At 38.0% G+C, this 23,791-nt stretch carries 20 protein-coding genes and 1 pseudogene; 13 read left to right on the top strand and 8 right to left on the bottom strand.

Annotation, left to right across the window (positions count from 1 at the left end; all coding sequences use genetic code 11):
* Positions 1-17 precede the first annotated feature (17 nt).
* On the top strand, positions 18-2,318 hold the full coding sequence (locus ACFIK2_RS04545) for an NADP-dependent malic enzyme (RefSeq protein WP_375633693.1): 2,301 nt from the start codon (positions 18-20) through the stop codon (positions 2,316-2,318).
* A gap of 66 nt (positions 2,319-2,384) precedes the next feature.
* Here ACFIK2_RS04545 and secB read toward each other — a convergent pair whose 3' ends face one another.
* Both secB and ACFIK2_RS04535 read right to left on the bottom strand, forming a co-directional pair.
* A complete protein-coding gene (secB, locus tag ACFIK2_RS04540) occupies positions 2,385-2,861 on the bottom strand; it encodes a protein-export chaperone SecB (RefSeq protein WP_375617527.1) in 477 nt (158 codons plus the stop codon).
* A gap of 142 nt (positions 2,862-3,003) precedes the next feature.
* Positions 3,004-3,498 (bottom strand): FxsA family protein, encoded by a 495-nt coding sequence (locus ACFIK2_RS04535; RefSeq protein ID WP_375633695.1) that lies wholly within the window; start codon positions 3,496-3,498, stop codon positions 3,004-3,006.
* A 174-nt stretch (positions 3,499-3,672) separates the two neighbouring features.
* Here ACFIK2_RS04535 and ACFIK2_RS04530 point away from each other — a divergent pair, with 174 nt between their 5' ends.
* Together ACFIK2_RS04530 and ACFIK2_RS04525 are read left to right on the top strand one after the other, a co-directional pair.
* Entirely contained in the window at positions 3,673-4,365 is a 693-nt protein-coding gene (locus ACFIK2_RS04530; RefSeq protein ID WP_375617567.1) for a Tim44/TimA family putative adaptor protein, read from the top strand.
* Between the two features lie 52 nt (positions 4,366-4,417).
* Positions 4,418-5,008: a Smr/MutS family protein gene (locus ACFIK2_RS04525; RefSeq protein WP_375617529.1), complete on the top strand. Its 591-nt coding sequence runs from the start codon at positions 4,418-4,420 to the stop codon at positions 5,006-5,008.
* Positions 5,009-5,919: 911 nt separating this feature from the next.
* Here the strand turns inward: ACFIK2_RS04525 and ACFIK2_RS04520 are convergent.
* Positions 5,920-6,456: a GcrA family cell cycle regulator gene (locus ACFIK2_RS04520; RefSeq protein WP_375617530.1), complete on the bottom strand. Its 537-nt coding sequence runs from the start codon at positions 6,454-6,456 to the stop codon at positions 5,920-5,922.
* A 485-nt stretch (positions 6,457-6,941) separates the two neighbouring features.
* Here ACFIK2_RS04520 and ACFIK2_RS04515 point away from each other — a divergent pair, with 485 nt between their 5' ends.
* The 3 genes from ACFIK2_RS04515 to ACFIK2_RS04505 are packed head-to-tail and all read left to right on the top strand — an operon-like array spanning position 6,942 to position 10,126.
* Positions 6,942-8,156, top strand: coding sequence for an aspartate aminotransferase family protein (locus tag ACFIK2_RS04515; protein ID WP_375636452.1), 1,215 nt, complete (start codon positions 6,942-6,944; stop codon positions 8,154-8,156).
* On the top strand, positions 8,153-9,088 hold the full coding sequence (gene argF / locus ACFIK2_RS04510; RefSeq protein ID WP_375636344.1) for an ornithine carbamoyltransferase: 936 nt from the start codon (positions 8,153-8,155) through the stop codon (positions 9,086-9,088). The genes ACFIK2_RS04515 and argF overlap by 4 nt, the downstream gene beginning before the upstream one ends.
* 36 nt (positions 9,089-9,124) lie before the next feature.
* On the top strand, positions 9,125-10,126 hold the full coding sequence (locus ACFIK2_RS04505; RefSeq protein WP_375676930.1) for an Hsp33 family molecular chaperone: 1,002 nt from the start codon (positions 9,125-9,127) through the stop codon (positions 10,124-10,126).
* A 911-nt stretch (positions 10,127-11,037) separates the two neighbouring features.
* On the opposite strand, the gene ACFIK2_RS04500 is transcribed toward ACFIK2_RS04505, so the two are convergent.
* The 5 genes and pseudogenes from ACFIK2_RS04500 to ccmA all read right to left on the bottom strand — a co-directional run bounded on the left by ACFIK2_RS04500 (position 11,038) and on the right by ccmA (position 13,960).
* On the bottom strand, positions 11,038-11,631 hold the full coding sequence (locus ACFIK2_RS04500; RefSeq protein ID WP_375633697.1) for a DsbE family thiol:disulfide interchange protein: 594 nt from the start codon (positions 11,629-11,631) through the stop codon (positions 11,038-11,040).
* Positions 11,606-11,858 (bottom strand): annotated as a pseudogene (locus ACFIK2_RS04495) (hypothetical protein). Before ACFIK2_RS04495 ends, ACFIK2_RS04500 begins: the two are co-directional and overlap by 26 nt.
* Positions 11,846-12,625: a heme ABC transporter permease gene (locus ACFIK2_RS04490; RefSeq protein WP_375633698.1), complete on the bottom strand. Its 780-nt coding sequence runs from the start codon at positions 12,623-12,625 to the stop codon at positions 11,846-11,848. The pseudogene ACFIK2_RS04495 and the gene ACFIK2_RS04490 overlap by 13 nt, the downstream one beginning before the upstream one ends.
* A gap of 46 nt (positions 12,626-12,671) precedes the next feature.
* Positions 12,672-13,337, bottom strand: coding sequence for a heme exporter protein CcmB (ccmB, locus tag ACFIK2_RS04485; protein ID WP_375617534.1), 666 nt, complete (start codon positions 13,335-13,337; stop codon positions 12,672-12,674).
* Positions 13,338-13,348: 11 nt separating this feature from the next.
* The gene (ccmA, locus tag ACFIK2_RS04480; RefSeq protein WP_375617535.1) at positions 13,349-13,960 is read right to left on the bottom strand and encodes a heme ABC exporter ATP-binding protein CcmA; all 612 of its coding nucleotides are present in this window, start codon (positions 13,958-13,960) and stop codon (positions 13,349-13,351) included.
* A 294-nt stretch (positions 13,961-14,254) separates the two neighbouring features.
* Here ccmA and acnA point away from each other — a divergent pair, with 294 nt between their 5' ends.
* The 7 genes from acnA to cyoA all read left to right on the top strand — a co-directional run bounded on the left by acnA (position 14,255) and on the right by cyoA (position 23,790).
* Entirely contained in the window at positions 14,255-16,942 is a 2,688-nt protein-coding gene (gene acnA, locus ACFIK2_RS04475) for an aconitate hydratase AcnA (RefSeq protein ID WP_375634012.1), read from the top strand.
* Between the two features lie 237 nt (positions 16,943-17,179).
* Positions 17,180-17,446 (top strand): 30S ribosomal protein S20, encoded by a 267-nt coding sequence (gene rpsT, locus ACFIK2_RS04470; RefSeq protein WP_273790272.1) that lies wholly within the window; start codon positions 17,180-17,182, stop codon positions 17,444-17,446.
* Between the two features lie 701 nt (positions 17,447-18,147).
* Complete coding sequence (dnaA, locus tag ACFIK2_RS04465; RefSeq protein ID WP_375611430.1) at positions 18,148-19,719, top strand: chromosomal replication initiator protein DnaA; 1,572 nt, start codon at positions 18,148-18,150, stop codon at positions 19,717-19,719.
* Between the two features lie 186 nt (positions 19,720-19,905).
* Positions 19,906-21,027, top strand: coding sequence for a DNA polymerase III subunit beta (dnaN, locus tag ACFIK2_RS04460; RefSeq protein WP_375633700.1), 1,122 nt, complete (start codon positions 19,906-19,908; stop codon positions 21,025-21,027).
* Between the two features lie 20 nt (positions 21,028-21,047).
* On the top strand, positions 21,048-22,181 hold the full coding sequence (gene recF / locus ACFIK2_RS04455) for a DNA replication/repair protein RecF (RefSeq protein ID WP_375611469.1): 1,134 nt from the start codon (positions 21,048-21,050) through the stop codon (positions 22,179-22,181).
* A 54-nt stretch (positions 22,182-22,235) separates the two neighbouring features.
* Positions 22,236-22,688: a type II 3-dehydroquinate dehydratase gene (gene aroQ, locus ACFIK2_RS04450; RefSeq protein ID WP_375632160.1), complete on the top strand. Its 453-nt coding sequence runs from the start codon at positions 22,236-22,238 to the stop codon at positions 22,686-22,688.
* A 130-nt stretch (positions 22,689-22,818) separates the two neighbouring features.
* Positions 22,819-23,790: a ubiquinol oxidase subunit II gene (cyoA, locus tag ACFIK2_RS04445; protein ID WP_375634015.1), complete on the top strand. Its 972-nt coding sequence runs from the start codon at positions 22,819-22,821 to the stop codon at positions 23,788-23,790.
* Position 23,791: the final 1 nt, after the last annotated feature.

The raw sequence follows: 23,791 nt of genomic DNA, 5'->3' as shown, positions 1-23,791 counted from the left end.
GGAGAAAATAAAGTGAGATGAAAAAGAGCGAGCAGGATCAGAAAATGTCTCAAACTGTTTACAGTGCGAGCGAAAGAGAAGCTCTAGATTTTCATAGTCGTGGTCGACCAGGAAAGCTTGAGATTATTGCAACAAAGTCTATGGCAACACAGCATGATTTAGCACTTGCTTATTCACCAGGTGTTGCAGTTCCAGTTAAGGCAATTGCTCAAAATCCAGCGCTAGCTTATGATTATACAGCAAAAGGTAATCTTGTTGCTGTTATTTCAAATGGAACCGCTATTTTAGGGTTAGGCAACTTAGGGGCACTTGCCTCTAAGCCGGTCATGGAAGGCAAAGCAGTGTTGTTTAAGCGTTTTGCGGATATTGATTCCATTGATTTAGAAATTGATATAAACGATACAGAAAGTTTTATCAATTTGGTGCGCCATTTAGAACCTTCTTTTGGTGGAATTAATCTTGAAGACATTAAGGCGCCAGAGTGCTTTATGATTGAAAGCCGCCTACGCGAGATGATGAATATACCTGTTTTTCACGATGATCAACACGGTACAGCGATTATTGTTGCTGCGGGTGTTCTCAATGCTTTGACTTTAACAGGGCGTGATATGCAAAATACGCGGTTAGTCTGTAATGGTGCTGGTTCTGCAGGGATTGCTTGTATTGAATTGATTAAAGCGATGGGCTTTCGTTCCGAAAATATCATATTATGTGACACAAAGGGTGTGGTCTATGAAGGACGCAAAGAGGGAATGAATCAGTGGAAATCTGCGCATGCTATTCAAACAGATAAACGTACGCTTATGGAAGCAATGGAAGGTGCAGATATATTTTTTGGGGTTTCTGCTAAAGGTGCTCTTACTCCTGAAATGGTAAGATCCATGGCACCCCAGCCGATCATTTTTGCTATGGCTAATCCCGATCCAGAAATTACGCCGGAAGAGGTTATGCAAGTGCGTCATGATGCCATTGTCGCAACAGGACGTTCCGATTATCCAAATCAGATTAATAATGTTCTTTGTTTTCCTTATATATTTCGTGGTGCGCTTGATGTGCGTGCAAGAGTTATTAATGAAGACATGAAGATTGCTGCGGCAAAGGCTCTTGCTAATTTAGCGCATGAAGAAGTGCCTGACAGCGTTGCAGAAGCTTATCATGGAAAGCGATTAAAGTTTGGTCCTAACTATATCATCCCTGTTCCTTTTGATCCGCGTTTATTTACGGTTGTTTCAATAGCGGTAGCAAAAGCAGCAATGGAAAGCGGTGTTGCGCAAAAGAACATAGATGATTTAGAGGCCTATGAGCGCGATTTGAATGCGAGACGTGATCCTACTTCCTCGATGATGCGTGGGGTTTATAACCATGTTCGTCAAGCGCCAAAACAAATTGTCTTTGCAGAAGGTGAAGAAGAGCAAGTTATGCGGGCAGCCGTTTCCTATGTTCATCAAAAATTGGGACAAGCGATTTTGGTTGGTCGTGAAGAGCAAGTAAGAGAAGCGGCTGTTATCGCTGGAATTGATCTGGAGCGTGAAGGTATTTCTATTATGAATGCTAAGCTTTCTTGCCGTACAGATGCTTATGCGAATTATCTTTATAAAAAAATGCAGCGTCAAGGTTGGCTGTTGCGTGATTGTCATCGTCGTATCAATAATGATCGCAATTATTTTGCTGCGTGTATGGTGGCACTAGGAGATGCTGATGCAATGGTTACAGGGGTGACACGCAATTATGAAACAGCGTTGATCGATATACGTCGTGCAATTGATGAAAAACCAAAAGAACGATTGATTGGTATTTCAATGGCTATTTGCCGTGGACGAATTGTGTTTATTACGGATACAGCCGTTTATGAAAATCCTAATGCTGAAGAACTTGCAGATATAGCGGAACAAGCAGCTTCATTTGTGCGAGGATTTGGATATCAACCACGGGTAGCATTTTTAGCATTTTCTACATTTGGTTATATGAAAGGGAAGACGACGCAGCAAATTCAGGATGCGATTAATATTTTGCATGAACGCAAAGTTGATTTTGAGTTTGATGGAGAAATGAGTGCTGATGTGGCACTCAATTCCAAATTGATGCAGCAATATCCATTTATGGGATTAACGGAGCCTGCTAACATTTTGGTTATGCCTGGATATCACGCATCTTCCATTGCAAGCAAAATGTTACAAGAACTCGGTGAAGCAACCATCATTGGTCCTATTTTAATTGGATTGGAAAAATCTGTCCAAATTGTACCGTTTAGTGGAAGCGATACAGATGTTGTCAATATTGCAATGCTTGCGGCTTATCATGCCGCAAAAGTCGTCTAAAGGAAAAAAGCCCCTAATATACCAATAATATATCAAGGGGCTTTTTGATAGCAAAAAAATAAATTTTTAAGAGGGCTGTATTTGATTGTCTTTTTGTTCTTCAGAAAGACGCTTTTGGAAGAGTGCTGCAAAATCAATAGGATCAATCCACAAAGGTGGAAAACCACCACTTTGAGTAGCATCAGATATAATTTGGCGAGCAAATGGAAATAAAAGACGGGGACATTCAATAAAGACCAGTGGCATAACATGTTCTTGTGGAATGTTTTTAAGGTGGAAAACACCACCGTAAATAAGTTCTACATGAAACAAGGTTTCAGTTTCATCATTGGCTTTGACGGAGAGAGACAAAACGACATCGTAATTGTCATCACCAATTGGGTTAGCATTGACGTTAATATTGATATCAATTTGTGGTGATTTTTCACGTGCACGCAATGAACGAGGAGCACCAGGGTTTTCGAATGATAAATCTTTTAAATATTGAGTTAATACAGCAAAAACCGGCTCTCCACCACTGTTATTCATTTCACCTTCGGCCATACGACAAACCTCTCTCATTATAATATGTATATTTATTTTAGATCTAAAGACCAGATTGGTTATCACGCCTTGCAAAAGGTTGCAAGAAATGCGCTCTTTATCTTGAATATTTTTTTAGTTTGTTACAGATTTTTTAGGCATTTCAATGGTTATCATCATTTTTGCGCCATGGAGATTCTGTCGTATCATGAATTGTGTAATCTTCTGCTTTAAGATCAATTATTTTTTCAGAGTTATTTTTTCTTCTAGTATTGGGATTCATTTTGTTTTTCAATGATGCAAAGAAATGCCAAGCAACAGAGCGAATTGGTTTAATAAGAAGTAATATTCCCAAGAGATCAGTGACAAAGCCGGGAAGAATAAGTAAAATTGCACTAAACATGATGAAAGCATCATTAATAATATTATTCTCTAATGTACGTCCTTGGATAAGTTCATTTTGTATATTTTTTAAAAGGCTAATCCCTTGAATTCGCAATAAAACAACCCCAGCTATGGTTGTGAGAATAACCAAACTCAAGGTTGCCAAAATACCAATTTCTTGACCAACAAAGATAAAACCAGCAATCTCGATTAAAAGAATGCAAAGAAAGATAACAACAAAAAAACGAGGATTTATAGAATAAAGTTTTATCACATGAAAGTTTCCTTCTGGATGAGTAGGGGGAGAAATTCTTAAGAGAACTCCGTTTAAATACAAAATCTATAAAAATATTTGAATGATAAGATTCCTTATTTTACATATTTATTGATAAATGGTATTGACTGCAATGTTTATTAGAGACTTAAGCTTTGGAGATTGACAGCGCCTATGGAATTTGACGTTATACTTGTCATAGCTCTTGTTGTTATGGTTGTTATTTTTGTGCAACTCCGTAATGTATTAGGGAAACGAATTGGGTTTGAAAAGCCACCCTTTGATCCTTATTCACGACGTTCTAAAAAACAAGTTGAAGCAGAAACGGCTGATAATATTGTTTCGTTCCCTCATCAGAAAAATTCACAAAAAGACGACTTTAGTGAAATTGATAAAATTTCACCGGAGGGGAGTGTTTTGAATAAAAATTTGCGGGAATTGCATAGAATTGATCCTCATTTTTCTCCTCAACTTTTTATAAAAGGTGCACAAATTGCGTATGAAATGATTGTAATAGCTTTTGCCAAAGGTGATCGCAATCAACTTAAAAGCTTGCTTTGTCAGGATGTTTTTGAGAGCTTTTGTACGGCTATTGAGCAACGAGAAAAAAATAAAGAAAGAATAGAATTCACTTTTGTTGGAATTAATAAGATCGAATTTGTTGCGGCGGCAATACAAGAAAAAGATGAACTTTTAACGATACGTATTGTCAGTGAGATGATTTCTGTTACTTATAATGAACAGGGCGAGCGTATAGACGGTGATCCTGATGCTATTGTAGAAATCAGGGATATTTGGACTTTTGTTCGCAATAGTTTATCGTCAGATCCCAACTGGAAGCTTTTTGCTACAGAAAATGAAAATTAAAATACTTTTTGTTTTTCTTCCATAAGCATTCAATGATTTATGAGAAATTAAAATGTCCTCAAGTAAATGGAGACAAAAAATAGATTTATTGGCTCCACAAGATCGTTTTTTATGGGAGATGGTTTGTCGTACGATAACACCGCTTCACGGTAAGATGCTCTCTTCTGCTTCAGAAACTATTGCAAATATTAATGATAAAAAACAGCCTGTAACTCAAATCTCCTCATTGTCTCAGGAAAATCAACAATCCTCGACAATTATTAAAAGAGAAAAGAGGTCAGTTACACAAGCACAAAAGATTCATTTCTTTGATCATGTTGCATATCGTAAAATTTCCCAAGGTCGTTGTCCTCTTGAGGCGCGTCTTGATCTCCATGGTTATATGCAGGAAGAAGCTTATTTTTTATTAAAAAAATTTCTACAGTCCTCTCAGCAGAGAGGATTGCGTTATGTCCTTGTGATTACAGGAAAAGGACGATCCGTTGGGAGCGATGGAGCTTTGTATAGATTTGTTCCGTATTGGTTATCAACACCAGCTTTTCGATATTATGTCCACGCGTTTGAGCAAGCAGCGCGTCAGCATGGCGGAGAAGGTGCGCTTTATGTTTGGTTGCGCCGTTTTGTGTCGGGAGAAGGAAAGTGATGTTATTGTGGTCGCTCTAGATTTTATATTTATTTATACTTATAATTTATTGTTTTTGTATATTTCGTAAGAGCCTTGAATACAATATTCCCTTCTTTATAATTTTTTATAAAAAATTATAAAGATATTATTTTACATTCTACGTATTGCTTTACGCTTTTGTTTTTCGCATTCTTTAACGGGGCACATCCCTCACGCAAAACAGAATGACATTGAATTGCATATATTCACAGGCTTGTTTTAAAGAAACATCTCTCAACGCTCCCAAGCCTATTTTGCGACGGCATTCGTGAAGAGTATAACGATAAATCCATGAAGCACTCACTATCTTTATACTTAATAAAAGAGCAAGCTGGCATCATCATACACTTTGCCATCTCCCAATGTTGCAACAACCCTTTAAGTCCTTGGCACTTGAAAGCATTTATAAGAGGCATGCTTTTCTTTAAGTGTTTTTAACTCTCCACAGTTCTCATCTCGCTCGTGACGCCCAAACGAAAGATTTTGATTGATTCAATATAATAGGACTTAAAATGAGAGAGATATAGATGGATCTCATTCAGGTTGCAAAGCAATAAATTATTTTTATAAACCACAGCATTACTCTATTAAATACACGAAGAATAAAAACATGAGAAATTGAGAAACGATCTTATTCAAAAGATGTTGCTATGGATAGTGTTAAAAGCAGTACAACTAAATTAAAGAAAATTATGAAAATAAACAGTAATATAACTTTACAACACACAGCTGCGCAATAGCACCAAAAGATACAGTTTCGTTGAATAGTTTCATGAAGAATTTTTTTCATTCATTAAAAGCTCCATCAAATTTCTTTCTCATAATAATTCGATAATAAAATTTAATAACGAAGCGCAGAAGGCGTAGAATATGAGATTCTACCGTGGGTATTATACTCTTATCCGACGTCTTTCAGATATTGGTTGAAATGCTAGCTTAGCATGAAAGGCACAATAGGGGCTATTTTCATCAGAATCTGCACCACAAAAATGAAAATCTGCTGATAATGGATCGCCAACCGGCCATCTACATGTATTTTCACTCAATTGTAGAAGATTAAGTTGACGTGATATAGGCACAACGACATTGGATTTTGTGGACATATCAACTTCTTTTACATCTTCCACTACAAATTCTGTCTTTAAAGCTGTTTCTTCAATACTTACAGATGATGTGTTTATTGGCGATACCGTGGATGTGTTGCGACGCACACGTGGAGATGATGGACTGCTGCTTCCCACGGGAGTTTTTTGCGCACGCGTGCTTCCTTGTGCTGTCTTACCACGTCCTGGTAACTTTAATCGATGTACTTTGCCGATGACTGCATTTCTACTGACCCCACCTAATTGAGCAGCAATTTGACTTGCACTTAACCCTTCACTCCAAAGCTTTTTAAGAAGCTCAACGCGTTCACATGTCCAACCCATACCAGCACTCCATTCCGATTACGTCACTAAGATGCTCTCCCCCGTTGCATCTTCAAATGTTTAAATAATGTTTCATTACGCTGAATGAAAGAACTTTACACTCTACGTGAGCATAAAAAAATCATCCAACCTGTGGATTTACAAATCAAAACACATCATCTTGCTTATTATATTGTAAATTACAATATGCACTCACTCTATGACAAGAGTCTTTACCTCTTGAAGAGTTTATTTAGAATGTTTTCCCCAACTTGCAAATCAATCATAGGTTAAACTTTCACTTTTGTTTAAGGCTTTTTCCCAAAATGCTTATTTGTAGAACCCTCATTGACTTTTTTTCAATTGGTGTAATGATCTATTCTATAGGTGTAATCACTAATCGTAATGAAATGTTGAAAGCACCGTAACGAAATATACCATGCTGTTTTATTTGTAGTGTTGCTTTGTATATATATTGAAAAGACTAAAATATAAAGGGAATTATGATGGATGTCGTCTCTATACAACCACTTTATGAATGCTTCGCACGACGAAATTTGCATTTTGAACAAGGGCATGGTGTATGGCTTATTTCCGATAAAGGAGAACATTATCTTGATTTCACATCTGGTATTGCTGTTAACGCATTAGGGTATTCACATCCAAAATTAGTTGATACGCTCAAAATACAAGCTGAAAAACTTTGGCATGTTTCTAATATTTTTCAATCTCCTGAACAAGCATCTTTTGCCACGCGGCTTTGTGCAAATAGTTTTGCGGATAAGGTTTTTTTCTGCAATTCAGGTACTGAAGCATTGGAGTGCGCATTCAAAACTGCACGCCATTATTACTATGCTGCTGGTCATTCAGAACGCATTGAAATAATTACTTTTGAAGGGGCATTTCATGGACGTACACTTGCTGCACTTGCTGCGACTGGGTATGAAAAATATCTTGAAGGCTTTGGACCTAAAGCTGGTGGATTTATTCAAGTACCTTTTTGTGATGAAGTCGCTTTGCGTAACACTATTAATAAAAATACCGCCGCTATTCTTATTGAACCTATTCAAGGAGAAGGAGGAATACGAACGGTTCCTCATGAATATTTAAGATTTTTGCGCAAAATATGCGATGATAATGGTCTGTTATTGATTTTAGATGAAGTCCAAACGGGTATAGGACGAACAGGAAAGCTTTTTGCTTATGAATGGAGTGATATCACGCCTGATATTCTTACCCTCGCAAAAGGATTAGGAGGGGGATTTCCATTAGGTGCTTGCCTTGCAACGGATAAAGTTGCAAAAAGCATGACACTTGGGACACATGGCTCAACCTTTGGAGGAAATCTTCTTGGAATGGCTGTAGGAAATAGTGTTCTTGATATTTTGTTAGAGCCAAGTTTTCTCAACCATGTTCAGCGTATGGGGGATAAACTAAAAAGTGGACTTTTGTACATTCTCAATATCTATCCTGATATTATCTGCGCAGTTCAGGGGATGGGGCTTATGTTGGGTATTCAGTGTATTGTACCTTCAAATCTTGTCGTTAATGCTTTGGAAAATGAATATCTCTTAAGCGTTGCAGCCAACAACAACGTTGTGCGCTTATTGCCTCCTCTTATCATTAGGGAAGAAGAAATAGATGAAAGTTTACATCGTATTGAAAAAGCAATAGCTTATCTTTCGCAAGTAAACAAAGAAAGACAAATATCACACACATGACAAATGCTCTTCGTCATTTCACGGACTTATCCATTTTAACGCCAGCAATAGCACGTGCACTGATCGATTATGCAAAGATCCTTAAAGCATCTTTTAAAGCAGGAAAAGATTCAAAACCTTTTATAGGTAAAACACTTGCGATGATTTTTGAAAAACCATCCACACGAACCCGTATTTCATTCGATATCAGTATGCGCCAGCTTGGCGGAGATACAATCATGCTCACGGGTTCAGAGATGCAACTTGGTCATAGTGAAACCATAGCTGATACGGCGCGCGTTTTATCCCGTTTTGTGGATATAGTGATATTACGAACAACGAAACACCAACGTATGCTCGAATTGGCACAATATGCACAAATTCCTGTCATTAATGCTCTTACAGATGATACACATCCTTGCCAAATTCTAGCAGATATCTTAACCTATGAGGAACATAGAGGGCCAATTGCTGGCAAAATATTTGCGTGGATGGGGGATGGTAATAATGTGCTCCATTCCTTAATTGAAGCCGCAGCTCTTTTTGATTTTCATTTGCGTATTGCTACTCCAAAGGGCAGTGAACCACAGGAGAAATTTATACATTGGGCACGTGAACGAGGAGCGCATCTTACACTAACCCATGATCCCCAAAAAGCGGCTCAAGATGCTGATTGTATTATGACCGATACATGGGTCTCCATGGGACAAGAATTTCGTGCTCGCAGTCATTCTATTTTTCAGCCTTATCAAGTCAATGAATCTCTCATGAAATTAGCAAAATCTGATGCTCTTTTTATGCATTGTCTTCCTGCTCATCGTGGTGAAGAAGTGGTTGATTCTGTGATTGATGGACCGCACTCCGTTGTTTTCGATGAGGCTGAAAATCGTCTTCATGCTCAAAAAGCAATTCTTTCTTGGTGTTTACAAGATGCGTTTTTCTCTCCACAATAGCCTCCCTACAACAAATTATATAAAAAAGGCAAAGCTATGAGTGAACAAGCTAAAGATGAAGCCTCTCTCAACAACAACTTCTTGCATGAAGATGATGGTGTTATTCCCTTTCAAGTTGAAGAACTTGATATCCGTGGACGGACCGTACAACTTGGGGAAACTTTAAATTCTATTCTCACAAGACATCAATACCCTGAACCGGTTTCTTATCTTCTAGCAGAAGCTTTACTTTTAACGGTTCTGCTTGGAACTTCTCTAAAACTTACGGGAAAATTTATTTTACAAACTCATTCCGATGGACCAGTTAATATGTTGGTGTGCGATTTTTTGCCTCCTTCCAGTTTACGTGGATACGCTCGTTTTGATAAAGAACAGCTTAAACAAGCCATAAACAATGGTCAAACCTCTTCAGAAACACTTTTAGGAAAAGGCACTTTAGCTTTCACAATTGATCAAGGTCCCCATATGCAACCCTATCAAGGGATAGTTGCATTAGATGGATCAAATTTACAAGAAGCTTCTCGTATTTATTTTGATCAATCAGAACAAATTCCTACCGATATCCGTCTGGCTGTTGCTATATTAATTAATCGTGACCAACAAGGAAAACAGCAGAAAAGCTGGCGAGCTGGAGGTATTTTGATCCAACTTTTACCCCAAGAATCATCTCATCATAAAATAGATGCCCCTCATCAAAAGCAAGAAGAAACGAAAACTCATACCCAATTGGATAACCAATGGCAGGAAGCTAAAATACTCATGGCAACGATTGAAAGTTCAGAATTAACAGATCCCCAAGTCGGTAGTAAACAGCTCTTGTTCCGTCTTTTTCATGAACAAGGTATTAGAGTTTTTAACCCTTTTTCTCTTGTCGATCAATGTTCTTGTTCACACGAAAAAATTAAAGGAATCCTAGAAGGCTTTTCTATTGATGAACGCAATAAAATGGTTAAAAATAAATATATTTCAGTCACATGTGAATTTTGCTCAAAAACATATTGTTTTACACCGCAAGAATTTTTAGAAGAAAAAACATAATCAAATATTTTTCATAAAAAATGATGATTGCAACAAAAGCCTATTTTATTTGCGTCATAAAAGTTTACGCATAATCTCATATGAACTTCTAGAATATTGCTTGTCTTAGAGTTTTTTTAATGTATACGAGTGATCGTTCTGTTGAGATCAGTAATTACGTCATAGAGTGCTTAAAAAAGAGTTCTCTGTAAAATATATTTTCTCCTCTCGAAAAAGCTTCTTTTGTACTTTTTACATCTCAAAAGTTTATTTCTTACAATGAATTCTTTTATAATGTTCATTGATAAATTGATTATGCACTCATAACTTATCTTCTCTGTTAAATGAGACTTTTTGATTGTAGTCATATTTTCTTACTCGAATTTATCTTATTAAGACTTAATAAAGCTTATTAGTTATAATCATAAGGGAAATTATCGAGAGAATAAGAATGTATAGATTCAATATAGACTTTATGGAGTCTATTACGAACAGATAAGTGTAATGGGAATAAATATAAAAATGACGCTGCAAAAGAGCAGATTTATTATTTTATAAAGATGAGAATAGTGGTGAAGTCCCCTCATAACAATGTGTATTTCAGATAAAAAAGCGGAGAAAAAATACTATATGATTTTGAAAACAATAGTTGGTTGCTGTCACTAAGCTAACGATGGTTCTATAGCAATATTGTTTTGTCCAAATAATCAAAAATAAAGCTCCCAAACAGATATTTAATCGCTAAAGAAAAATGAAAACTACTTAAAATTTTTGTCATATTTTGGAGGTTTGTTCTACAGATATTTCTTTAGACATGTTTTTGAATCAACAATGATAATACTCTTGTCAAATCTTTCTAAGAAGAATAAGTGGCCGTATAAATAAAATAGCATACATAGCATGATAAAACGTTATGTTTTTACACACCTGCATTATTTTTCTTCTGTCATAATCGCTTGTTCAATTTTTGGTAGAATTTTTTTTTGATAAATTTGCCATGTTAAGGGACCAACATGTTTGGCAATAATGATGCTCTCTTTATTCAAGAGAAAGGTTTCTGGGGGGCCATATATTCCCCAATCAATGGCTGTATATCCTGAAATATCAAAGCCAATAAATTTAAAAGGATTACCAAAACTGTTTAAAAAGCGCAGGGCGTTTGTTTTATTATCTTTATAATTAATACCAATTAGATCAAAACGTTTATCTTGTGCAATTTGCATAAGAATAGGATGCTCTTCGCGACAGGGCAAACACCAAGAGCCCCAAAAATTGACCAATGTGACACGTCCTTTAAACTGTTTTGAATTGAGATAACTTTCTTTATCAAGAAGAGGAAGATGAATATTGGGAGCAGGTTTTTCAGCCAATGCGTTTGGGAGAAGAGAAGAATCTTGAAGGTGTTTTTTATCCATAAAGTTGAAAAAAAACATCATGAGAAGAAGAAAAAGCACAAATGGTCCCAAAAAAACAAGCAGAACAGGTAAAGATATATTTTTTTTAAGTTTTGGAGGGATGTTTTTCATTATACTTTATCTTTTTGTGACAGCTCTTTTTTGTTTAGATGTTGGAGAATTTTTTTTTGGTATAGGGCTTTGCAAAGAATATATCCAATAAGACATAAGAGGGATATTGCAGAAAGCACATAGCTTAAAACAACAATTTGCTCGTGTTTAAGGGTGCTCAGGAAAAAATCAATTTTCTGAGATAGATTTCCTAAAAGTCCGCCGTGGATGCCATTTAGGTCGAGCATGATGAAGCGTCCTGTTGTTGTACACGACGGGATTTTTTAATCTGAAGTATTCGGATATAATGACTATTGATTTCATTTCGCATAGCCATCAAATAAAGAGCAATAAACATAAAGATAAAACAAAAGAGCATTGTTATAAGGGGCCATAACATAGCATTGTCGATTGTTGATCCTCCAGCACGTAACAATGATGCTGGTTGATGCAATGTATTCCACCAATTAACGGAAAATTTAATAACAGGGATATTAACAAATCCAACAAGTGTAAGAATTGCAGTAGCGCGAGCGGCTTTTACTTGGTTGTCAAAAGCACGCCCAAGCAGGATAATGGAGAGATAGATAAAAAGCAGAATTAAAACTGATGTTAATCGTGCATCCCAAACCCACCATGTTCCCCATGTAGGTCGCCCCCAAAGCGCTCCTGTCATGAGAGCCAAGGCGGTAAAAATTGCCCCAATAGGCGCTCCACATTTAAGTGCTACATCAGCAAGATGATATTTCCAAATCAGATTTCCTAATGCCGCTGCACTCATCGTTACATAGCAGAATGTAGACAACCACGCAAAGGGTACATGAAGGTACATAATCTTAACAGTAATGCCTTGTTGATAGTCATCAGGGGAATGCATCACTAGAATAAGCCCTAAGATAAGGAAACACAATGTTATGCCGGCCAACCAAGGTAAGACGACTCTGCTTATTTTCATGAAAAGGGTGAAACTTGCAGGGAGTAACCTGATTTTATATGTACGAGATAGTTTATTCATAAAATTCATAATAGGCAGAGTTTTGCTATGCGGCAATCATCTTTTATTATTCTGATAAAAGTTTAAGCGTTATCGCAGCAACAAAAGAGCTAAAGAGACTCAAAAGAAGTGAAAAAGCGCTGAGAAGAGCTAGAGAAGTGAGAAAAGAGGTATTTGGGTTTATTGGGGCTGTAGCAGCGGAAACACCAAAAATCATAATTGGAATGATCCACGGCAAGATAATGATAAAAATAAGCAAAGTACTGTGCAACAATGAGGTTGCGAGTGCAGCGCCTATAGCACCAATAAAAATAATAGCTGGTGTTCCGCATAAAAGGGTAAGTATTGTTGTAAAAGTTATTGTTATATCTAAATGGAGCATGAGGGCTAAAATAGGTGTGGCAAAAATAAGAGGAAGCATTGTTCCTACCCAATGGGCAAGACATTTTGTAAAGACAATTAGTGTAAAACTTTGTCTTTTTCCTGAAAGGATAAATTGGTCGAGATTACCATCATCACGATCGATTTGGAAAAGTTTGTTCAGATTGAGGAGTCCTGCAAGAAGGGCTCCAAACCACAATATACCTGGTCCTATTTGTGCAAGAATTTTGGGATCTGGTCCAATGGTAAAGGGGGTTATGACAACAACAGCGATAAAAAACAATAATCCTGTTAGTGAAGTGGCTTGTAGCGCTAATAATAGTTTAAGATCACGCCAGAACAGTGCTTTCATTTTATTCTCTCCTAGAGAGGTAAAAATTTTTCCAGAGCGATGTTATGGTTTTCTGGAATGCCTATGGAATTATGAGTTGCAGCGATAATCATACCACCTTGATTGAGATGACGTTGGAAAATACGGGCAAGGAGTTTTTGGGCATGGTTATCAAGCCCAGATATTGGTTCATCTAAAATCCAAAGAGGACGATAGGAGAGCAAAAGGCGAGCAATAGCTACGCGTCTTTGTTGTCCAGTTGATAGAGCGTTAAAGGGTAAATGTTCAAGGTTAGAAAGACCAATATCGGCAAGAGCTTCATGCGCAAAACGTAAATGTTGACCGTAAAAATCTGCCCAAAATTGCAAATTATCAATGACAGATAAGAGAGGTTTCATAGCATTTTGAGGACCAAGATAATGACAAGCAGTTGCAACAGGGTATATTTGATCATGGTCTTTAAGTATTATATGACCTTCAGCAGCTTCAAGAAGACCGACAATGATTCGGAGTAATGTAGACTTTCCGATACCATTAGGACCGGTGATTGTCATAAGTTGCTGTGAAAATAAACAAAAAGAAAGACCTTTAAACAGAATTTCCTCGTTTCTGTAAGCGGCTAAATCTTTGCCTGATAACACCATGTGATTGCCTATTTTGTTTTTATTTTCATATTCTTTATTGCATTATAGAATAAAAAACACATTTTTTATGCAATTGTACCTAGAATAGTTCTAGAAATAGTTCTATAAGGGATACCTTACATCAATATCTGGTGTAAAATGGTTTCTGGCGCTGATTTCCGCATTATGCCTAGAGGGTGGAGGGGAAATGGATGGCGGAGGTAATTGCGTCTGCGCTCAAGCTGCGACCTTGACTCGTAGTTTGTGTTGTTCATTCCTGGAAATTGGGTGGTTATAGTATGAGGGTGGACAGTCATGACTCAAATTGATAGCTTTAATTGTCGTAGAGTATTAAATGTTGGTGGCAAAGAATATATTTATTATAGCTTGATTGAAGCGGAGAAGAACGGACTTGAAGGTGTTTCTCGTTTACCGTTTTCGATGAAAGTTATTCTCGAAAATTTATTGCGATTCGAAGATGGTCGCACAGTTAAAAAAGAGGATATCTTCAATGTTGCTAAGTGGTTAAACGACAAAGGGAGCGCTGGGGCAGAAATTGCTTACCGTCCTGCACGTGTTCTTATGCAGGATTTTACAGGTGTTCCAGCAGTTGTTGATCTTTCTGCAATGCGTGATGCTATGGTTAAACTTGGCGGTAACGCTGAAAAAATCAATCCTCTCATTCCCGTTGATCTCATCATTGATCACTCAGTTATTGTTGATGCTTTTGGCAATTCCATGGCTTTTAAGGAAAACGTTGAGCATGAATATGAACGCAATGGTGAACGTTATCGTTTCCTTAAATGGGGGCAACAAGCCTTTCAAAATTTTCGCGTTGTTCCTCCAGGAACAGGGATTTGTCATCAGGTTAACTTAGAATATTTAGCACAATGTGTATGGATGAAGAATGAAGAGGGCTGTGAGACGATTTATCCTGACACCTGTGTGGGAACTGATTCGCATACGACTATGGTAAATGGTTTAGGGGTTTTAGGTTGGGGTGTTGGTGGTATTGAAGCAGAAGCAGCAATGTTAGGCCAACCTGTTTCTATGTTGTTACCTGAAGTGATTGGTTTTCGTCTAACAGGTAAACTTAAGGAAGGTGTAACAGCCACCGATCTCGTATTAACGGTGACCCAAATGCTACGTCGGAAGGGTGTTGTCGGTAAATTTGTTGAGTTTTTTGGTCCTGGTTTGGAGCATATGACGCTTGCTGATCGGGCAACGATTGGAAATATGGCACCTGAATATGGAGCAACGTGTGGTTTTTTCCCAATTGATAAGGAGACAGTGCGTTATCTCAATATGACAGGGCGTGATGAAAGTCGGATTGCCTTAGTGGAGGCTTATACCAAAGCACAAGGGATGTGGCATGATGAAATGGTGGCTCATCCCATTTTTAGTGATACAATTGAATTAGATATGGGAACCGTTGTCCCTTCTATGGCTGGTCCTAAACGTCCTGAAGGACGTATTGCGTTGGAAAATGTTGGGCAGGGTTTTGAGAAGGCATTGGTCGAAGACTATAAGAAGACTTCTGGACAAGATAAGCGTTATCAGGTTGAGGGTGAAGAATATACGCTTGGTCATGGTGATGTGGTGATCGCTGCGATTACGTCGTGTACGAATACATCGAATCCAAGTGTTCTTATTGCAGCGGGTCTTTTGGCACGAAATGCTGTGGCAAAGGGTCTTAAGAGTAAACCATGGGTAAAAACTTCTCTTGCACCTGGTTCACAAGTCGTTGAAGCTTACCTTCAAAATTCGGGTCTGCAAAAAGATTTAGATGCATTAGGATTTAACTTAGTAGGATTTGGGTGCACAACATGTATTGGGAATTCTGGTCCTTTGCATCCAGCTATTTCCAAAACGATTAATGACAATGGTATAATTGCATCTGCGGTTCTTTCAGGAAATCGTAATTTTGAAGGGCGTGTTTCCCCTGATGTGCAAGCGAATTATTTAGCTTCACCACCGTTAGTTGTTGCACATGCGCTCATCGGGACGGTGTGTAAAGATTTAACCAAGGAGCCTCTAGGTGAAGATTCAAATGGCCACCCCATTTATTTGAGAGATATTTGGCCAACTTCTCAAGAAATACAGGAGTTTATCGAAAAAAATGTCACGCGGAAGGTTTTTGCCGAAAAGTATGCAGATGTTTTTAAGGGAGATGAAAATTGGCAAAAAGTTCAGATTCCTACGGGTTCTACCTATTCTTGGGATGAGCAATCCACCTATGTACGCAATCCACCTTATTTCGATGATATGCAGAAAACACCTGATATCTTACCAGATATTAAAGATGCACGGATTTTAGGTTTATTTGGTGATAAAATCACGACGGATCATATTTCTCCTGCTGGTTCTATTAAAGCAGCTTCTCCTGCCGGAAAATATTTAATGGATCATGGTGTTAAAGTGGCTGATTTTAATCAGTATGGAACGCGTCGTGGGAATCATGAAGTTATGGTGCGTGGGACCTTTGCCAATATTCGCATTCGTAATTTCATGTTAGGGAAAAATGGTCGAGAAGGAGGTTATACGGTTCATTATCCGTCAGCGGTAGAACAAACCATTTACGATGCAGCAATGGCGTATAAACAAGAAGGTATTCCACTCGTTGTTTTTGCAGGTATTGAATATGGTAATGGATCATCCCGCGATTGGGCTGCCAAGGGGACCAATCTTCTTGGTGTCAAAGCAGTGATTGTGCAGTCTTTTGAAAGGATTCATCGCTCTAATCTTGTTGGTATGGGCATTGTCCCTTTTGTCTTTGAAGAGGGACTAAGTTGGAAATCTTTAGGCTTAAAGGGAGATGAAAAGGTGACAATTGAAGGGATTCATAACTTGAAACCTCGTCAAAAGACTGTAGCGAAAATTACTTTTTCTGATGGTACGGTAAAAACCGTTCCATTATTATGCCGTGTTGATACTGAAGATGAGCTAGATTATTTGCATCATGGTGGAATTTTGCAATATGTCTTGCGTAAGTTAGCCGTTTAAATTCTTTTGTTTGTTAAGGAATATCTATTATTAAGCTATAAAGTTGCGGATCAAAGAGTTTGGCTTCGTTTTTTTATGGCTATCTTTGAAAATCTAATTGACGTTAGCTTTAGGATTGCGCTATAAACCACACAGTTATAGGCAGCTTTATAGTTTTGCTTTGGTTGGATTTATTTATATTGGTAGAGTTGTTATTGAGACTCATTTTACCAAGGTGTTGAAAGAGAGATTATATTTATGGCGAATACACCTTCTGCTCGAAAAGCGGTGCGCAAGGTTGCGGCGCGCACACAGGTTAATAAGGCCCGCCGTTCACGCGTTCGTACTTTTATACGTAAGTTTGATGATGCTTTAGCGGGTGGCGATAAGGCATCTGCAGAGATTGCATTTAAGAATTTTGAACCTGAAATTATGCGTGCAGTTTCTAAAGGGGTTTTTCATAAAAATGCTGCTGCGAGGAAAGTATCGCGTTTAGCTAAACGTTTGAAGGCTCTCAGCGTTTAAGCTTTTCTCCTTTAATTGAGAACAAAGCCAGTATCCATGAGGATGCTGGCTTTTTGTTTATTATTTCAAAAAGTTTCTATTGAAAATAAGAATCGATAATGATTCTCCACTTGAAAAAGGAGAGAAAGTTTATAGGGGGAGGTATGGTTATCCACAAGCTTTGTGGATTTGTACAGAGTCTTTTTTGTCAAGCATTTTATTTTTTTTTTTAAATCTGAAGAGATTCTTTAATTATTGGTAAATTTAGAGAAAAAAAATGAATTGAATCAATATTTTTTTCAGTCCTCATTAATATAAGCATTTTTTTCGGGTTTTTTGATTTTATTTTGACCTCTTGCATTTTACCTCTGCTGTTTTGTATGGTTCTTATGAAGACTAAGAAGCATGAAGGGGTCACATCAGCGCATTATTCTGTATTTTGTTGAATACAAGATGTTTTGATTTAGGCTTTTCGAAACTTTTGTGTTGGAGAGGTTTTCTGACGGTTTTTTAGTTTTCTTAATGGATATGTTTACCATTTTAGAAGGGTGGGTCATATCATGAGTGCAAGTAAATCTTATTGGTCATCTTTGTTAGTGGGGTTGTGATGAGGCTATCCTAGGGGAGGGTGAGTAATCTTATTTGGGGTAGGGCGTTTTGCCTTCGCTAGATTTATTTTAGTTGTTTGGCAGGACAAAATTTTATTTTTATCAGGATGGAAGATGGTGGATAAATTGAACTCTAAAGCTAGTTCCTTTAAAAGGGTTTCGGTAAATATCCTGTCGGCAGAGAACATAATAAAGAATAGGATGACGGAAAGTGATGAGAACGTTTGTAGAAATGCTTCTATAGGGCATTCTATTGTTTCAGAGGAGGAAAGTGCGGCGGCTTTTATACGTGTTATGGCGCAATTAAAGGTGCAGGTTGGTGTTGAGGCTTATACCAGTTGGTTTGGACGTGTGAAGCTTGCTGAATATAGTCATACTCTTGTAAAGCTTTCTGTTCCTACTGCTTTTTTACGTTCATGGATTAATAATCACTATGGTTCTCTTCTGACACATTTATGGAAACAAGAGAATTCAGCAATTCTTCGTGTTGAAGTTATTGTTCGTGGTATGGAACGCGTTTCAAGAGATGTCGTTTGTAAAAGAAGTGTTCCTCCTGTTGTGCTAGAGGAGCAGGCGACTTCATCTTTTGTTGAAAGTTGCGCAGAGCATTCAGTTAAGAATTCTCAAACGGGAGTTTTTGGATCTCCACTTGATTCTCGCTATACTTTTGAAAGTTTTGTTGAGGGGGCTTCTAATCGTGTTGCTTTAGCAGCAGCGCGTTCCATTGCAGAAGGGCATAAAAGTGCCTTACGTTTTAATCCTCTTTTTATTCACGCATCTGTTGGCTTAGGAAAAACACATTTGCTTCAAGCGATTGCTGCTTCTGCATTGAAGCGTTTAACGTCTGCGCGCGTTATTTATTTAACTGCTGAATATTTTATGTGGCGTTTTGCAACAGCTATTCGTGATAATGATGCTCTTTCTTTTAAAGAACAGCTTCGTGATATCGACCTTTTGATTATTGATGATATGCAGTTTTTGCAGGGTAAGTCGATACAACATGAGTTTTGCCATTTGCTTAATATGTTGCTTGATAGTGCAAAACAGGTTGTTGTCGCTGCAGATCGTCCACCAGCAGAATTAGAATCGCTTGATCTTCGCGTTCGCTCTCGTCTTCAGGGAGGGGTCGCTCTTGAAATTGAAGCACCAGATTATGAAATGCGTTTGCAAATGTTGCGCCAGCGGTTGAAGGTGGCACAACAAGATGATGGCATGGTATCAATTTCTGATGATATCTTGGAATATATTGCGAAAACGGTTTTAGGGTCTGGGCGTGATATTGAAGGTGCATTTAATCAGCTCTTGTTTCGTCAATCTTTTGAGTCTGATTTATCTTTAGAGCGGATTGATGAGTTATTAGGTCACTTGACACGTCCTGGTGAACCTAAGCGTATTCGGATTGAAGAAATTCAGCGTACGGTAGCACGCCATTATAATGTTTCTAAACAGGACTTGTTATCTAATCGTCGAACACGTACGGTTGTGAAGCCACGGCAAGTTGCAATGTATTTAGCAAAAGTATTAACTCCTCGCTCATTGCCAGAAATTGGGCGCCGTTTTGGTGGGCGTGATCATACAACAGTTTTACACGCTGTGCGTAAAATTGAAGATTTGGTTTGTGGTGATCAGACCTTGGCTAAGGAACTTGAGTTGCTTAAGCGGTTGATTGGAGAACAGGCTGTATAGTGTTTATCGTTTCTTTCTTTGGAGAGACTTTAAAGAATTTAATGAAAAGATTTATTTTTTCTTATGCAGGAGTGACTTGCCATTTTAAGAGAGGTTTAATAAACTCTAGCAGGCGATTCTCTAAAGGGATCTATTCTTTAATTCTAAGGAATTCTTATAGTTTTTAGTAAATCATACGGGGCTTTTATGCGTATTACAGTTGATCGCAGTCAATTTCTCAAGTCTCTTGGTCGGGTTCACCGTGTGGTAGAGCGCCGTAATACTGTTCCTATTTTATCGAATGTGTTGATTGATGCAGAAAATGTCCGTGTACAGTTAAAAGCAACAGACCTTGATTTAGAGGTTATGGAATCTTTTGCGGTTAATGTTAAACAAGCTGGAGCAACAACTGTTCCGGCACATTTGCTCTATGATATCATTCGAAAACTTCCTGATAGCAATGAAGTTGTATTATCCCTCGATGAGAATCAAGCAGGTACAATGTCCGTTGTTTCGGGTTGTGCACATTTTCAGCTTCAATGTCTTCCGAAGGCAGACTTTCCAGAGTCGCTTCCTGGGCAATTTGGTTATCGTTTTTCTCTATCGGCATCAGGCTTAAAACATTTACTTGATTGTACACAATTTGCTATTTCTACTGAAGAAACCCGTTATTATCTTAATGGTATTTATTTCCATATTATTAATGATGGTGTTTTGAAATTGCGTTTGGTTGCAACTGATGGTCATCGTTTGGCACAAGTTGAGATGGAAGCTCCTTCGGGAGTTGAGGGAATGCCTGGTGTTATTGTTCCCCGTAAAGCTGTAGGAGAATTGCAAAAACTTCTTTCAGAAGAAAATGATAGCGATGTATGTATAGAGCTTTCGGAGACAAAAATTCGTTTTTCTATAGGCTCTGTGATTTTTACATCAAAATTAATTGATGGAACATTTCCAGATTATCAACGTGTTATCCCTCTTGGAAATGATAAAGAATTAATTGTTAATAGGCAGGACTTTTCTTCTGCAGTTGATCGTGTTTCAACGATTTCAAGTGATCGGGGGCGTGCAGTTAAATTAACGATTGAGCATGGACAGTTAAGGCTTGTTGTTAATAGCCCAGATTCGGGCAGTGCAGAAGATCAATTATCAGTAACTTATGCATCTGAACCGCTTGAGATAGGATTTAATTCACGTTATCTTTTGGATATTGCTGGGCAGCTTTCAAGTGATGAGATGGTTTTTATGTTGGCTGAGGCTGGAGCACCAGCTCTGATTCGTGATAATGATGATGCGAATGTGCTCTATGTACTGATGCCTATTCGCGTTTAGGGGCAGTTGTTTTGCAATGCATGGCCAGTCATGTGCACAAAGTGGCAGTGAGGCAGCTGAAGCTTTTACGTTATCGCAATTATTCTTTTTTCAATATTCATTTTTCTGGTCAGCATGTGGTTTTTACTGGCCATAATGGTGCTGGTAAGACGAACCTTTTAGAGGCGTTATCTTTTCTTTCTCCTGGTCGTGGTTTGCGGCGTGCTGTTTATTCTGACGTTAGCTTTGTAGATGGTGGTGGTGGAGGATTTGTTGTATTTGCGCGTCTTGAATGCGCTCTTTATGGTGAAGTAAAGATTGGTACAGCTTTTGAGGTTAGCGATAACAGTCGAAAGGTCCATATTAATGGTGTGAATGAGTCGAGTGATTGCCTAACAGATTATTGTCATATTAGTGTCCTAACACCGTCTATGGATGGTCTTTTTACAGGTCCTTCACTTGAGCGCCGTAGTTTTTTGGACCGTATGGTTTTGGCGATTGATCCCTTGCATAGGCGCCGCATAGCCGATTATGATAGAGCTATGCGCGCACGTAATCGTTTGTTTTTAGATGGAAATGAAGATTGTGCTTGGTTTGATGCTTTAGAAAAGCAAATGGCAGAATTGGCGACAGCTATTTCTGCGGCGCGTGTTGATGTTATTCGTCTTTTAAATGACATGTTTACACAAATGCCCTCACAGATACCTTTTCCACGAGCTTTTTTGCAAATTGATGGTTTTTTAGAAACAGCTCTTAGTGAAATATCAGCAACTGAAGTTGAAGAACAATTTTGTGATCGATTGCGGCATAATCGCGCAATGGATCGTGCTGCTGGTCGGACGTTAGAAGGACCACATCGTGCAGATTTGCAGGTTTTTTATGCTGATAAAAATAGAGCAGCAACATCTTGTTCAACAGGTGAACAAAAAGCGCTGCTAACAGGTTTAGTTTTGTGTCATGCACGTCTAACAGGTATGATGTCGGAAAGATCTCCCATTCTTCTTCTTGATGAAATGGCTGCCCATCTTGATTCGCATCGACGTGCTGCTCTATTTGATATTCTTGATGATTTAGCTGTACAAACATTTATGACAGGAACAGATCGTCTTTTATTTGATGACTTAAAAGGACGCGCAGAATTCTTTGAGATTAAGGATGGCGCTTTATTGCCGTAAAAACATGCTAAATATTTTTTTAATAAGTGATAGATCTGAAAGAAAAGGCTTGCTATGTCAGAGATAATAACGATTTTAAATGGTCCTAATTTAAATTTTCTAGGTCAACGTGAGCCAGAAATTTATGGAACTGAAACTCTAGAAGATATTGAAAAAAGATGCAGAGAATGGGCAAAAAAAAATGATATCATAATAAATTTTTATCAAAGTAATTGTGAAGGGCAATTAGTAGCATGGATACAAGAAGCAATAGAGGCAAGTTCTGGATTGATCATTAACCCAGCGGCTTACAGTCATACATCTGTTGCACTTCTTGATGCCCTAAAAATGTTTTCAGGGCCGAAAGTAGAAGTTCATTTATCTCATATTTATCAGCGTGAAGCTTTTCGTCACCATTCTTATACATCTGCAGGTGTAGACGCTATCATAACTGGGTGTGGAGGTGATGGATATCGGTTTGCACTTGAGTATATTGCAAAACAATTAAGCAAAACAATTAAATTGTGATAGGTAAAGAGTAAGCGTTTAATAAGAGTAATATAGGCATTTAATTCTCTTGATAATTATTTTCAAATCTGTACAATGTGAGGTATATATTTATGACAGTTTTTAGTGCGTATGACGGGGGTAAATAGAGATGAAAAGCTTTGTTAGACAATTAGAAATGCTTGTGATTTTAGGGGGAGCACTGCTTTTGTCTGGTTGTAAAATTGATGTTATGCAGCCATCAGGTTATGTTGCACGTCAACAGCTCATTTTGATCGTTGTTTGTGTGGTGGTGATGCTTTGTATTGTTATCCCAGTTATGGTGAGTGTGGTATTTTTAGCTATAAAATATCGTGCATCGAATATGAAAGCGGACTATTCTCCTGATTGGGCACATTCAAATAAAATTGAAGCATTGATGTGGGGTATTCCAGTTGTAATTGTAATGGTTTTAGGTTCATTAACAGCTTATTATACCTATAAGCTTGAACCTACAAATCCTCTTCCAGTGGAAGTTGTAGGTGAAGGAAAGCCATTACAGATTGATGCTGTTGCTCTTGATTGGAAATGGCTTTTTATTTATCCTGAATACGGTGTTGCATCGATTAATGAGATTTATGCGCCTGAAGGACGTCAAGTTTTATTGCAATTGACGTCAGAGAATTCTGTCAATGCTTTTTGGGTTCCCAAATTGGGTACTGTTCTTTACGCTATGCCGCAGATGAATGCTAAGTTGCATTTGGTCGCTGAAGAGCAAGGAGTATTCAAAGGAGCCTCAGCAAATTATAGTGGTGATGGTTTTTCGGGTATGCGGTTTAAGTGGCATTCTGTGTCTTTGCAGGATTTTGAGGATTGGATTGTAAAAGCTCGGGCTAATGGTCGAGTACTTGATCGTTCATCTTATCGTCAACTTTCTATTGCGCCTCGTATGGGTGATATTGCTGCGAAGGAAAAAGATGCTGAAGTTCGTTATTTTGCACCTGTTGAGAAGCGGCTTTACTATCGTGTTGTTAATCGATGTGTCGATGAAAAGACGGTATGTAATGAAGATTTAATGAAACGTGCTGCTGTTCAGACGCTATGGGGTGCACTATGTTCAGTATTTGATCCTGATGTTATTTAAC

The organism is Bartonella sp. AP88XZML (genome assembly GCF_042195565.1).
GTDB lineage: Bacteria > Pseudomonadota > Alphaproteobacteria > Rhizobiales > Rhizobiaceae > Bartonella.
The sequence above is the reverse complement of the archived record's forward strand: the minus strand, read 5'-3'. Positions and strand labels throughout refer to the sequence as shown.